This is a genomic window from Neorhizobium lilium (assembly GCF_004053875.1).
GTDB lineage: Bacteria > Pseudomonadota > Alphaproteobacteria > Rhizobiales > Rhizobiaceae > Neorhizobium > Neorhizobium lilii.
On the sequence record NZ_SBIP01000002.1, the window covers coordinates 1,288,716 to 1,301,730 of the forward strand.

The window sequence follows — 13,015 nt, forward strand, 5'->3', positions numbered from 1 at the left end:
AGCGCGAGCCGGCCCGAATTCGAATTAGACGAGGAGCTCTTATGTCCGTTACGCGTTTCGCCTCTGCCTTGGCGCCAACCGATGCGCCCGCAGATCTGCTGCGCCGCCGTTACGGCGCGGCTCAATCAGCCGACACATCGAACTGGAATTCCGCGCTGGAGTCGATCCTCTCGCATCGTTCGGTGCGCAACTACCTGCCTCAACCCGTGCCGGACGGCCTATTGCATCTGGCGGTCGCGGCTGCGCAATCGGCCCCCACTTCGTCAGGTTTGCAGGCCTGGAGCGTGGTAGCGGTCGAGGATCCGGAGCGCCGCGCAAAGCTTGCGGAGCTGGCTGGCCCCAATCCGCAGATCCTATCGGCTCCGCTTTTTCTGGTCTGGCTCGCCGATCTTTCCCGCTTGCGTAAGATCGCAACCGAGCGCGACAAGAGCGGTGATGGGCTCGACTATTTCGAGAGCTTCCTTCTGGCGTCGGTCGATGCCGCGCTTGCTGCGCAAAATGCGCTTGTTGCACTGGAATCGCTTGGGCTGGGCACCTGCTACATAGGCGGCATCCGCAACCATCCTGCTGAGGTCGGCGAGGTGCTCGGATTGCCGCCGGAGAGCTTTGCTGTGTTCGGCATGACGGTCGGCTATCCTGATCCAACCGTGGAAACCGAGATCAAGCCGCGCCTGCCGCAACAACTGGTCCTGCACCGGGAGCGCTACCAACCACAAACCTCTGAAGCGGAGCTTTCTGCCTATGACGAACGGATGGCGGCATTCCAGACAGGTCAAGGCATGCCGCCACGTGGCTGGACGAATGTGGTTGCCAGCCGGATCGCGGATGTCGCCGCGCTGAAAGGGCGGGATGCGCTGATACAGGTGGTAAGACGTATGGGCTTCAAGGTGAAATAATCAGCTGTTTTCGCATCGCCTGAAATGTCGTTCGCCTTGCCGCGTCGAGGATAGTTTTCCTGTGGCCTGGCTGAGGCGAAAAGAAAATAATCTGCCTTCTCTGCGGCATGGGTCGTCACTAGCCTTTCCTGTTCGATGCCAGGAGATATTCATGACCGCTGCGAACCGAACTGAACCACTGAACTTTTTCTGGTTCATTCCGACCCATGGCGACGGCACCTATCTTGGCACCGAGCATCTGAGCCGCCGGCCGGAGTTCCGCTATTTCAAACAGGTCGCCATTGCGGCTGATGAGCTAGGTTTCGAAGGCGTCCTCCTGCCGACGGGGCAATCCTGTGAGGATTCCTGGATCACGGCGACCGGGCTCTCGGTCGTCACAGAGCGGCTGAAATATCTCGTAGCACTTCGCCCGGGCGTCACCTCCCCCACCTTCGCTGCCCGCCAGACGGCTGCACTCGACCGCTTGAGCAATGGACGGCTGCTTCTCAATGTCGTGGTCGGCGGCAATCCGGCCGAACTTGCCGGTGACGGGATCTTCCTCGGGCACGACGAGCGTTACGAACAGGCAGGCGAATTCCTCGATATCTGGAAACGGCTGTTGACGGGCGAGACGGTCGATTTCAAGGGCAAGTATTATGAACTCAAAGGCGCCCGCTCGGATTTCCCGACTATCGGCCAGCCGCATCCTCCACTGTATTTCGGCGGATCGTCGGACGCTGGCCAGGATCTCGCCGTCAATGCCACCGACATGTATCTGACCTGGGGCGAACCGCTCGAACAGGTGAAGGAAAAGGTCGAGGCTGTGCGTGCCAAGGCCTTAAGGATCGGCCGCAAGATCCGCTTCGGCATGCGCATCCATTTCATCGTCCGCGAAGACGAAGAGGACGCCTGGCGCGCGGCGGATCGTCTGATCAGCAACATTTCGGACGACCAGATCGAACGCAGTTGGCAGCGCTTCCAGAAAGAAATGGATTCGGTTGGCCAGAAGCGGCAGGCCGCCCTCCATGGTGGCCGCCGAGACAAACTCCTCGTTGCGCCGAACCTGTGGGCGGGCGTTGGGCTGGTGCGTACCGGGGTTGGCACCGCGCTTGTCGGCACGCCGAAACAGGTGGCGGAACGGCTGCGCGAATACCAGGCGCTCGGCATCGATACGATCATCGGCTCCGGCTATCCGCATCTTGAAGAAGCCTACCGCGTCGGCGAGCTCCTCTTCCCCGAGCTCGGCATAGATCCGAACCGTCGGCAGGGCCTGCGCGACAGCGTCGCCAATGAATTCACCGTTGGCGACTACGGTGGCTCCAAGCTCGCCAGTGCCGCAGGCTGATATCTATAATTCTCACTATCTCCGCCTCGCTCGTTGAAAGGTCGTTTCATGCTGAAAACCCTGAAGCTCGTTGCCGCCGCCGCCTTAGGCCTGGCCGCGCTCGTCCCCGCCACGAGCGCCTCTGCCGAGGGCCTTATCCGGATCTCGCAGCAGTTCGGCACACTGTACCTGCCGCTGCATGTGATCCGCGACCAGAACCTGATCGAAAAACATGCCAAGGCGCTCGGCCTCGATGACGTGAAGGTGGAATGGGCGCAGCTATCCGGCGGCGATGCGATCAACGCCGCGCTCCTGTCGGGTTCCATCGATATTGCCGCCGCCGGCATCGGCCCGTTTCTGACGCTATGGGGGCGCACGGATGGCGCTGTTAAGATCGTCGCCGGCCTTGCCAACCAGCCAAATTATCTGATCACCAGCAATCCGGACCTCAAGACGCTGAAGGACTTCAAACCGACCGACAAGATCGCTCTTCCAGCCGTCGGCGTTTCGGTCCAGGCGCGCATCCTTCAGATGGCGGCGGAAAAGGAATTCGGGCCGGGCAACCAGGGCAAGCTCGACAACAACACGATCAGTCTTCCGCATCCCGATGCTACAGCAGCGCTTCTGTCGGGTTCCACCGAGATCACGTCCCATCTGTCCAACACGCCGTTCCAGGAACAGGCTCTGAAGGACCCGAAGATCCACAAGATCTTCTCGTCATACGATGTGCTCGGCGGTCCGGTGACGCCGACCTATCTCTACGCGACCACCGAATGGCGCGATGAAAATCCAAAAACCTTCCAGGCCTTCTTCGAGGCCCTGAAGGAGGCGAGCGCCTGGATCGAGGCCAACAAGAAGGCAGCTGCCGAAACCTATGTGCGCGTCGAGAAGTCCAAGCTCGATCCGGCCTTCATCCAGTCGCTGATTGAATCTCCGGACAGCAAATTTACGGTCGTGCCGTCACGCTCCTTCGCTTTCGCCGACTTCCTCTACCGGACCGGCGCCATCAAGAAAAAGGCCGACAGCTGGAAGGACTACACCTTCGACGAGCTGCATGGTGAAAACGGAAGCTGAAATCCATGCTGGCACGTGATCCGGTTTTGCCCGCGGTTTTTGAAGTCGACCGCCTGACGCTGGAATACCGGACGCCCGCGGGCGTGGTAAGGGCCGTGGACGACGTCTCCTTTCGCGCTGCCGAAGGCGAACGTCTTGTGCTTCTTGGGCCTTCAGGCTGCGGCAAGTCGTCTATCCTGAAAGCCGTTGCGGGTTTCCTCAAGCCCGCATCCGGCGCCATCAGGGTGCGTGGACGGGAGGTCAAAGGGCCAGGACCGGACCGGATCGTCGTCTTCCAGGAGTTCGACCAGCTCCTGCCGTGGAAGACGGTGCGGCAGAACGTGGAATTTCCGCTGCGCATGGCGAGCAGGCTTTCCAAGGTGGAAATCCGGGAACGGTCCGAGATTATATTGAAGAAGGTCGGCTTGGAGCGCGTACTGGACGGCTATCCGCACACCCTATCCGGCGGCATGAAGCAGCGCGCCGCGATTGCCCGCGCAATGGTGACCGATGCCGATGTTCTGTTGATGGACGAGCCATTTGCGGCACTCGACGCCCTTACCCGTACGCAGTTGCAGGGCGAGCTTCTCGATCTTGCCGAGGAGCTGGGCTTCACGTTGCTCTTTGTCACCCATTCGATCGAGGAGGCGATCCTGATCGGCACGAAACTGCATCTGCTCAGTCCGCATCCGGGCCGGACGATCACCAGCCTCGACACGAGCGAATTCGGCCGGGGAGATCTAGGGAGCGCTCGGCTCGAAGCCCTGTCTCGCGAAGTTCACGACCTGCTGTTTACGAAGCGCACCGACAGCAAGGCTGTTCAACATGTCTGATCTCTCGCTTGGCAGGCCCGCCGAAAAATCTCGGGCCGCAGTCCGTCTGCGCGACTTCGTCTTCACGTCGGCGATCATTCGCAAGATCCTCGTTCTGGCGCTTCTCGCTCTGATCTGGGAGCTGGCTGCCCGCTACATGAACAAGCCAATCCTGTTCCCGACCTTCACCGCCACCATGGCGGCCTTGTGGGAAGCAGTAACCACGGAGAACCTGCTCCAATCCTCCTGGGCTTCGTTGTTCGTGCTCCTGAAGGGCTATGTCATCTCGATCGTACTGGCGCTTGTCTTCGTGTCGCTTGCCGTTGTCAGTGGATTCGTGCGCGAACTGCTGCAGACGCTGATCTCTATGTTCAATCCGCTGCCGGCTATCGCGCTCCTTCCGGTCGCCATGCTCTGGTTCGGGCTCGGAGAAAAGAGCCTGCTGGTGGTGCTCGTCCATGCGGTCATGTGGCCGTTCGCGCTTGCGACACTCACCGGCTTTGAAAGCGTGCCGGAGACGCAGCGCCTTGTCGGGCGCAATTACGGACTGCGCGGGCCATCCTATGTCGTCCGTATCCTCATTCCCGCCGCCCTGCCCTCGATCCTCTACGGCATGAAGATCGCCTGGGCCTTCGCCTGGCGAACGCTGATCGCCGCCGAACTGGTCTTCGGCGTCTCGTCCTCTTCCGGCGGGCTGGGTTGGTTCATTTTCCGCAACCGCAACGAGCTCTTTACCGACAAGGTGTTTGCCGGCTTGGCCATGGTCATCATCATTGGCCTACTAGTGGAAGGCGTCATCTTCCGCGTCATCGAGAACGTCACCGTCCGCCGCTGGGGGATGCAGAGATAGCCCGTCCTGAACAGCTGACGGCCCCTCCGTGAGAGACCATCTCAGCCGTTCGCAATCGTTCAAATCCGATTTCAACCGACCGATACAGGCAATCGCATGAGCAGCAGACCGGAATTCCTCTGGTATATCCCCAATGACGTGAAGGCCGGCCATAGAGGCGACACTGCAACGGCAAACCCCAACAGCCTGGAGACGCTGACCGCCCAGGCTCTCGCACTGGAACAGCATGGCTGGAAGGGCGCCTTGATCGGGACGGGCTGGGGGCGCCCGGATACCTTTACCGTCGCTGCCGCGCTGGCGGCCCGCACGACCACATTCGAGCCGCTCATCGCGATCCGCCCCGGCTATTGGCGGCCGGCGAACTTCGCATCCGCTGCTGCCACGCTGGACCAGCTGACCGGCGGTCGGGTGAAGGTCAACATAGTCTCGGGCCAGGACGACCTTGCAGCCTATGGGGACAGCGAGGGCGATCAGGCGCAACGTTATGCGCGCACCAAGGAGTTCATGCGGCTGGTCCGCAAGCTGTGGACGGACGAAGGCGTCACCTATGCGGGCGAGTATTTCCAGGTCGAAAACTCCACGGCAGCGCCACGCCTTGAAGCTCGGGGCGAGCGACGTCACCCCAAACTCTATTTCGGAGGAGCGTCCGAGGCCGCGGAGAAGGTGGCGGCGACTGAGGCCGATGTTCAGCTGTTCTGGGGCGAGCCGCTGGAGGACGTCAAGCAGCGGATAGAGCGCCTCAAGGCGCTGAGCAAGGAACTGGACCGCGACCTGCCTCCGCTTGAATTTGGGCTACGCATTACCACGCTTGTCCGCGACACGACCGAACAGGCCTGGGCCGATGCAGAAGCCAAGGTCGCCGAGATGGCAAAGGTCAAAGGCTCCGGCTGGAACGACCACGCAGGACCGGTTGCCGTCGGGCAGCGCCGGCTTCTCGACCTGCAGGCTCGGGGCGATGTCATCGACGACAACCTCTATACCGCACCCGGAAAATTCGGCGGCGGGGGTGCGGGCACGACCTGGTTGGTCGGCTCGGCCCAGGATGTCGCCCGTTCGCTGCGGAAATACCAGGAGCTGGGGATCACTCACTTCATACTGTCGGATACGCCCTATCTGGCGGAGATCAAACGACAGGGTGACCAGTTGCTCCCGTTATTGCAGGGCTGAAGCTGACCGATTAACGATTATCAATATTATCATGAGCTTGTATCTGTTTTAAAGTCTCCGGAACCGAAGACATATCGATACGTTTTCTCGCCACTCGCGAACTGGCGAGGTGTAGGAGACGGTAACAATGGCAGAACTTCATCTCAGCGGGCAGCCCCACGACCGCGAAAGTGTTGAAGTCGAGCCAATCCCAAATGTCATCGAGCCCGATCCCCAATTAACGCCAGAAGAGGCGGAAGAGGCGCGCAGAGCTTATCTGCTGAAGCGCTTTTGGATCAGCGCGCGCGGTTTCTGGGGCCGCCGCGGCAACAAGTGGGCCTGGCCCTGCTGCATCGGGCTTTTGGCCCTGATCGGCATCAATGTCGGCTTCCAGTATGGAATAAACGTCTGGAACCGCGAAATCTTCGACGCAATCGAGCAACGCAATGCGTCCGCCGTCTACTATCTGGCTGCGGTGTTCCCGCCGCTGGTTGCGGGAAGCGTCAGCCTTGTCACCGTGCAAGTCTATGTTCGCATGATGATCCAGCGGCGCTGGCGCTCCTGGCTGACCAAGGCGCTGATTGCCCGCTGGCTGGCAAACGGCCGGTACTACCAGCTGAATCTCATCGGCGGAGACCATCAGAACCCAGAAGCCCGCATATCCGAAGATATGCGGATCGCGACCGAGTCGCCTGTCGATTTCGTGGCGGGAGTCATCGCGGCATTCGTCTCAGCCTCGACCTTCATCGTGGTGTTGTGGACGATCGGCGGCGCTTTAACCCTGCCCATCGGAGGATCTACTGTCACCATCCCCGGCTTCCTCGTTATCGCAGCGGTGTTTTACGCCGTCATCACGTCAAGCTCGATTGCCTTTATCGGTCGCAATTTCGTTCAGGTTTCCGAGGTCAAGAACCAGGTGGAAGCCGAGTTCCGCTACACGCTGACCCGCGTGCGGGAGAACGGCGAAAGCATCGCACTTCTGGGTGGCGAAGAGGAGGAGCGCAACGACCTCGACAGAACATTCGCCAATGTCCGTCGGCAGTGGCGGCTGCTGGCGCACCAGTATATGCGCACGACACTCGTATCACATGGGTCGATGCTGATCGCGCCTGTCGTACCGGTCCTTCTCTGTGCTCCGAAGTTCCTGGACGGCAGCATGACGCTCGGCGAAGTCATGCAGGCAGCCTCTGCCTTTACGATCGTCCAAAGCGCGTTTGGATGGCTGGTCGACAACTACCCGCGGCTTGCCGACTGGAACGCCTGCGCACGACGCGTCGCTTCGCTGATGATGTCTCTCGACGGCCTGGAGCGCGCCGAGCAGAGCGACTCGCTCGGACGCATAAAGCACGGCCAGACCGACGGCAATGTCATGCTTGAACTCAAAGATCTCTCGGTGTCGCTCGGCGACGGAACCGCGGTCGTCAAGGAAACAGAGGTCAGGATCGAAGCCGGGGAGCGGGTGCTCGTGGCCGGAGAATCCGGATCGGGCAAGAGCACGCTGGTTCGGGCCATTGCCGGACTTTGGCCATGGGGTGACGGAACCGTCAATTTCAAAGCCGATAGCCAGCTCTTCATGCTGCCCCAGCGTCCTTACATCCCGTCCGGCACTCTTCGCCGCGCGGTTGCCTATCCTCGCCCCGCCGAAAGCTGGCCGCTGGACGAGATCAAGGTCGCGCTTGAGAAAGTCGGCCTTGGTCACCTCGGCGACAGGATCGAGGACGACGCGCCGTGGGACCACACACTATCGGGTGGCGAAAAGCAGCGCCTCGCCTTCGCGCGTCTTCTGCTGCACGATCCCGATATCGTCGTGCTGGATGAAGCAACGTCGGCTCTCGATGAGAAGACGCAAGACAAGATCATGGACATGATGATCCACGAATTGCCGAAGGTGACCATCGTAAGCGTCGGTCATAGAGCAGAGCTGGAAGCTTTCCACAGCCGAAAAATCACCCTGGAGCGCCGCGAGGGCGGGGCAAGGCTCGTAAGCGATGTCGATCTTATTCCGCATAAAAGAAAGCGAAACGTCCTCACGCGACTTCTGGACCAGCCGCGAAGATGATGGCCGTCACAGGCGCAATGAGGGTAGATTGATGCAGTCCTGCTGCAAGCCGGGATGTTCTGCTCTTTCCACTGTAGGTGCTATGACCGAGCCAAGGCAATCAGATTTGCCGCACGGGCAATGTGTGGACCTGATGCTGATCGAGAAGCCGCCTTATCACCGCCACGGCAGGCTCAGGACGGCCGAAAGCGAAGCCTTGGAGGACATCGACGCCCAGCTCTGCCAGTACGGTGGCATGTTCCATCGTCTCGACGCCTTCTGCAACGACAATCATATCCAGCGTCCTGGCGATATCGATGAGAGAGCTGATCAGCCGGCGTTGTGTTTCACTTCCCAGCACCGGACTGACAAGATGACGATCGATCTTCACACGATCGGGCCGAAGTTCGACCAAACCAATCAGGGAGGCGTGCCCGGAACCGAGATCGTCGATTTCTATCTCGATTCCAAGCTCCCGGATTTGCCTGATATTGTCCTTTATCTGATTGCTCAACGTATCCAGGAAAATCGTCTCGATGAGCTCGAAGCTCAGCCGACCTGCCGGTATCGCGAGGGAACGCAATTTGTCTAAAAGCCGTGGATCTGCGAGCCGTGCCGCCGACAGATTGACGGAAACACGGGGCACCGCGATGTCGGCCATTGCCCATCGCTTGATGTCGAACAGAACACGCCGCAGAATTGCATCGTCGATAGGCTCCATCAAACCATGGGCAGCTGCCACCGGGAGAAAGTCCCCAGGCGCTCTCAAGCCCTTCGGACTTTGCCAACGCGCCAGCGCTTCCAGTCCACAAATTGAAAAACCCCGCGCCTCGACCTGCACCTGATAAAAGGGCACAATTTCGCCGAGGCGCAAGGCATTGCGCAGGTCTTGAAGCAACTGCTTCTCTTGGTTCAATCTCTCCGCCAGGGTCGGCGTAAAAAGTTGGTCTCGGCTACGACCATTGTTCTTTGCTTCGTAGAGCGCGATGTCAGAGGATGCGAGCAGAGCAGTTATTTGCGCGCCATGCGCATGTGCGATACCGGCCGAAAACTCGACCGTAACTGCTTCACCACCAAGGTTGAAAGGGATGGAAAGTTCCTGGCGAACCTTGTCGATCAACACTCCCACGCGCTCGCTATGACATTGGGGTGCCAATATGGCGAACTCGTCTCCACCCAAACGAGCAGCAATTTCATCTCCCGCCACAACGCGGGACAATGCCGAAGCGACGTGCTGGAGGATGGCATCGCCACCTGCATGACCAAATCGATCGTTGATTTCCTTGAAGCGGTCGATGTCTATGTGGCAAAGGGCTGCGACATCATCAACTCCTGTTGCCAGTCGCGCGAATGCCTCATCAAATGCCCGCCGGTTTTTCAGGCCTGTGAGATGATCGTGCTCGGCAGCATATTTGGCTTCACCGCGGCTTTTCTCGACAGCCTCTCGTTCCCCAGCCAGTTGCTCATTTCGTTGAACATCTTCTGAGACGTCCCACTCGGCCCCTATGAAGCACTCTTCACCTTTGCCGTCGATGAAGTACTTGGCGCGCGAGCGAACATGCCGGACTTCGCCGCCGGGCCTGATAATTCGGAACTGCGAGGCGTAATCGCTTTTGTTGGCAATTGCTTCTTCAAAGATCGCGCTTGCTTCAGCACAATCCTCGGGATGGACGCTTTCAAGCCAAACAACGTCGTGCTCCCCCTTTTTGACCCCGTACAACCGCTGCAGCTGTTCGTCCCATCGGGTTTGGTTCCGCCGCAGATTATGCTGCCAGATGCCAATGCCTGAAGCCTCTAACGCCACGTCGAGCTGCCTTAATAGGTCCTCGAGTTCGTTATTCGTCCAAGCCAATTTGCTCTGCATACCATCCTCCCGTCACCTCCATTATCACGCGCAGTAATTAGGGAAAGCTAAAGCAGGGACATAAAAGCCGCCACAAAGAACACATCCGCGAAGTATTTCAGGCTCGACGTGAAGAAACGCGGGCCGATCATCCCCAGCCGCCCTAAAGATGTAGGGTCAAGACCTCGTCCGTCGGTCCGGAGTTGTTGACCCTGAAGCTTGTTGATCGCATCTTTTATAATGCTTAAGCCGTGAATTTCGGCCGGATCGTATTTGCGATTTCCCGAAGGCGGCTGACAGGAGCATGGCCGATCAACATGAAGGCATGCGTTGCCGTCGACCAATAGACAACGTTCATCCCTTTGCACCCCTCCACATCCGGGGCCTTGGCACCATCATCCGAGTGGATGATGCAAAGCGCCATCGGGCCGCTTTCCGGATCGAGATAAACGATCTGCGCTAAGGGACGGTCTTCATACTGGAGCAATTGGGCTCGCTTAAAATCGGGCCCTGGCAGAGCCACGGTTTCGGGCGAAAGGGCAAGGTCAAGCTTGCTGTCGATACGAGCAAGCTGAGCCGCCTGGACATCGGCAGGAGGAACCGGACCAGCTAACGTATCGGCCGTATAGAGAGCGATATATTGCGCAACAGCTAAGCGCCACTCGCTGCCTTCGTCCTTCCCGATACTGCGCCCCAAGCGGAGATAGGTCCGGTCAGCGATGACACCGATAACGAGCGAAGCGGCGAGCGCACCGAAGAAACCACGGCGGCTGGCAAAACTGGCCCCATGCTTACGCTCCTGGGTCGGAATACCGGCAAGCATTGCTTCCAGCCGTTCCTTCGGAGCCTGTTCGAGAAGGGGTGCAAACGCTTCTCGAAAAGATGAGCCGCCAGCGGCCAGAAATTCGATGCGCGCGGCCACTTCCTCGTTGCTGTTGGCCAATCCCGTGATGCGGTCCATTTCCTGTGGCGACATCTCGCCATCAAGGAAGGCCGTCAGATCCTCGTCGGAAGGCATGCGGATATCGCTGCTCATTCGTGCTTTCCTTCGGCTGCGGCTCCGGAAAGCTTGGCGCGGGCGGCGGCCAGACGGCTCATCACCGTCCCGATCGGTATGTCCAAAATCTCTGCGACCTCACGATAGGAAAGGCCCTCGACATAGGCAAGAAAGATAGCACTACGCTGAGCTTCGGGAAGCTTATCGATCTTGCGAAGGAGCTGGGAAGCCGCGACATGGGTTTCGGTCGCGCCGGCGCCATCAAAGACCAGCGTGTCTTCTGCATCGGCAAACCCCTGGCCGTTGCGTACCCTGCTCGCCCGGATCTCGTTCAGCCAGATCGAATGTAGGATGGAGAACAGCCAGCGGTCTAAATGCGTTCCAGGTGCGAATTGCACGGCGCGTTCGAGCGCGCGCACACAGGTCTGCTGCACGAGGTCTTCTGCCACGTCCCGTTTGCGCGACAGCACCAGACCGTAGCGCCAGAGCTGCGACAGATGCTCCGTCAGGCCCTTTCTGATATCTGCTTCGCTGGCGATGGCCGCCTCCGCGCCGATAGTTTTCGACTGGGCCGCCGGGCGAACCGGCGACGCCATTTCGGCGCGACTATAGGCAGGAAATAGCGCGTGCGCGACTGCCATCAATACGATCTTTCACGGCCGCGTGCGCGCATCTGATCTCCGATTAGATCTTCGACGGATCGAGGATTGCCGCATGCAGATCCTGATATTCTTCGCAGCCCGTGCCGCAGATCGTCTTGATGGTGGTCAACTGGTCCTTGGCGAGGTCGAGCTGACCCTTGATGACATAGGCTTCGCCGAGATATTCGCGAACCTTGGCATAGTGCGGATCGAGCTTCACGGACTGCAGATAATAGGAAATACCTTCATCCGTGCGGCCGAGCTTGCGGGTTGCGTAGCCGCGATAGTTCAACACTTCCGCGTTGTTCTGGTCCTTTACCGTGTCCAGCATCGCCAGTGCTTCGTCATAGCGGGCAGCCTTGGCCAACGAATAGGCGTAATCGGTGCGGTTCTCGTCGGTGATATTGGCGCTGCTCTGCTTCACGCATTTCTTCGTCTTCTTGTCGTAGACCTCACCTTTCTTGCAGACTGGCATGGTCTCACTGTCATCGCCTGCGGCGAAAACGGGGATGGAAAAGACCGACGCGGCAATCAGGCCGCCAAGGACGAAAGAAGCAAAACGAACAGTTGTGGTCGTCATGGGAAAATCTCCAGAAAAATGACGTTGCGAGCAGAGAACACCGCTAACGGCAGTTTTATTCGACAGGCTCTGTGCTTTTCTGCCGATCATCTTAGCCGCTTCCAAACCTGGCTCGGTTGTCCTGCCTGTTGCGGTGAAAACCTGTACGCTTGCCTTTCGGATGGACAAGCTGACCCCGCCCTGTTCGGTGACGGAGCGGCGGCCTGCGTTGTCAGCACCTGGGCGGATGGCATTTTCGGTATCGGCTTGATCGATACGGTCATCTACATGCGCAGGCCCCTTAGAAAAGGACTTCTGGATCTATTACAGGCGGAAATCCGGAAGCGGCTGCATTTATCGGCGCGCCAGCCAAGGTCGTCTCCGGCCATACCGGCGCTTTCGATACGGCTACCACGGCCATTCTGGATCCGCTTGTTCAGACCGCTGCGACTGTCCAAGCGCTCGACGAAGCCTGGATGATGGTTGCAATCATCACGGCCTGTGCTGTTCTATGTATCCCATTTGTAAAGCCACTTCGCCTTGTGGATCTTTTTGATACTGGATACTACAGGTGCAATAGTTCTGGACATGATCGGATCATGCAGCTTGCAGTTGCCAAGCCCCGACATCATCGCCAGCCCTCAGATCAAGTTCGGGATAGATTGCCGCGCTAGCGGTGCTACGTGCTAGGTCTAGAAACGACTTCGGCCTCCCGAAGGAGGCCGACAAAGTCTTGATAGTCCTCTAAATTTTGGTTGCGGGGGCAGGATTTGAACCTGCGGCCTTCAGGTTATGAGCCTGACGAGCTACCGGGCTGCTCCACCCCGCGTTATAGTTTTCGGGCTTTTATGTGCCCGGAAGCGAAGTCAGGCGTAGC

General features: G+C 59.1%; 11 protein-coding genes, 1 tRNA gene and 1 pseudogene. 8 read left to right on the plus strand and 5 right to left on the minus strand.

The features are described from left to right. The first annotated feature begins 41 nt into the window (after positions 1–41). The 7 genes from EPK99_RS12440 (at position 42) to EPK99_RS12470 (ending at position 8,119) form a co-directional block, all read left to right on the plus strand. Positions 42–896, plus strand: coding sequence for an NADPH-dependent oxidoreductase (locus EPK99_RS12440; RefSeq protein WP_128443321.1), 855 nt, complete (start codon positions 42–44; stop codon positions 894–896). A gap of 151 nt (positions 897–1,047) precedes the next feature. Beyond that, entirely contained in the window at positions 1,048–2,220 is a 1,173-nt protein-coding gene (gene ssuD, locus EPK99_RS12445; protein WP_128443322.1) for an FMNH2-dependent alkanesulfonate monooxygenase, read from the plus strand. 48 nt (positions 2,221–2,268) lie between these two features. Beyond that, a complete protein-coding gene (locus EPK99_RS12450; RefSeq protein WP_128443323.1) occupies positions 2,269–3,273 on the plus strand; it encodes an ABC transporter substrate-binding protein in 1,005 nt (334 codons plus the stop codon). 5 nt (positions 3,274–3,278) lie between these two features. Beyond that, positions 3,279–4,085 (plus strand): ABC transporter ATP-binding protein, encoded by an 807-nt coding sequence (locus EPK99_RS12455; RefSeq protein ID WP_128443324.1) that lies wholly within the window; start codon positions 3,279–3,281, stop codon positions 4,083–4,085. Beyond that, positions 4,078–4,914 (plus strand): ABC transporter permease, encoded by an 837-nt coding sequence (locus EPK99_RS12460; protein WP_128443325.1) that lies wholly within the window; start codon positions 4,078–4,080, stop codon positions 4,912–4,914. The genes EPK99_RS12455 and EPK99_RS12460 overlap by 8 nt, the downstream gene beginning before the upstream one ends. 96 nt (positions 4,915–5,010) lie before the next feature. After that, a complete protein-coding gene (locus tag EPK99_RS12465; RefSeq protein WP_128443326.1) occupies positions 5,011–6,081 on the plus strand; it encodes an LLM class flavin-dependent oxidoreductase in 1,071 nt (356 codons plus the stop codon). A 127-nt stretch (positions 6,082–6,208) separates the two neighbouring features. Further along, positions 6,209–8,119 (plus strand): ABC transporter ATP-binding protein/permease, encoded by a 1,911-nt coding sequence (locus EPK99_RS12470; protein ID WP_128443327.1) that lies wholly within the window; start codon positions 6,209–6,211, stop codon positions 8,117–8,119. A 100-nt stretch (positions 8,120–8,219) separates the two neighbouring features. Here the strand turns inward: EPK99_RS12470 and EPK99_RS12475 are convergent, their stop codons facing one another. The 4 genes from EPK99_RS12475 to EPK99_RS12490 form a co-directional block, all read right to left on the minus strand. Beyond that, complete coding sequence (locus EPK99_RS12475) at positions 8,220–9,962, minus strand: bifunctional diguanylate cyclase/phosphodiesterase (RefSeq protein WP_128443328.1); 1,743 nt, start codon at positions 9,960–9,962, stop codon at positions 8,220–8,222. A gap of 223 nt (positions 9,963–10,185) precedes the next feature. Further along, entirely contained in the window at positions 10,186–10,977 is a 792-nt protein-coding gene (locus EPK99_RS12480; RefSeq protein WP_128443329.1) for an anti-sigma factor family protein, read from the minus strand. After that, positions 10,974–11,579, minus strand: coding sequence for an RNA polymerase sigma factor (locus EPK99_RS12485; RefSeq protein ID WP_128443330.1), 606 nt, complete (start codon positions 11,577–11,579; stop codon positions 10,974–10,976). Before EPK99_RS12485 ends, EPK99_RS12480 begins: the two co-directional genes overlap by 4 nt. A gap of 43 nt (positions 11,580–11,622) precedes the next feature. Further along, a complete protein-coding gene (locus tag EPK99_RS12490; protein ID WP_128443331.1) occupies positions 11,623–12,159 on the minus strand; it encodes a tetratricopeptide repeat protein in 537 nt (178 codons plus the stop codon). A 91-nt stretch (positions 12,160–12,250) separates the two neighbouring features. On the opposite strand from EPK99_RS12490, the pseudogene EPK99_RS25725 reads away from it, so the two are divergent. Further along, a pseudogene (locus EPK99_RS25725) lies at positions 12,251–12,393 on the plus strand (type III polyketide synthase); the annotation flags it as partial. A 497-nt stretch (positions 12,394–12,890) separates the two neighbouring features. Here EPK99_RS25725 and EPK99_RS12500 read toward each other — a convergent pair. Then, positions 12,891–12,967: transfer RNA gene (locus EPK99_RS12500), tRNA-Met, on the minus strand. Between the last annotated feature and the right edge of the window lie 48 nt (positions 12,968–13,015).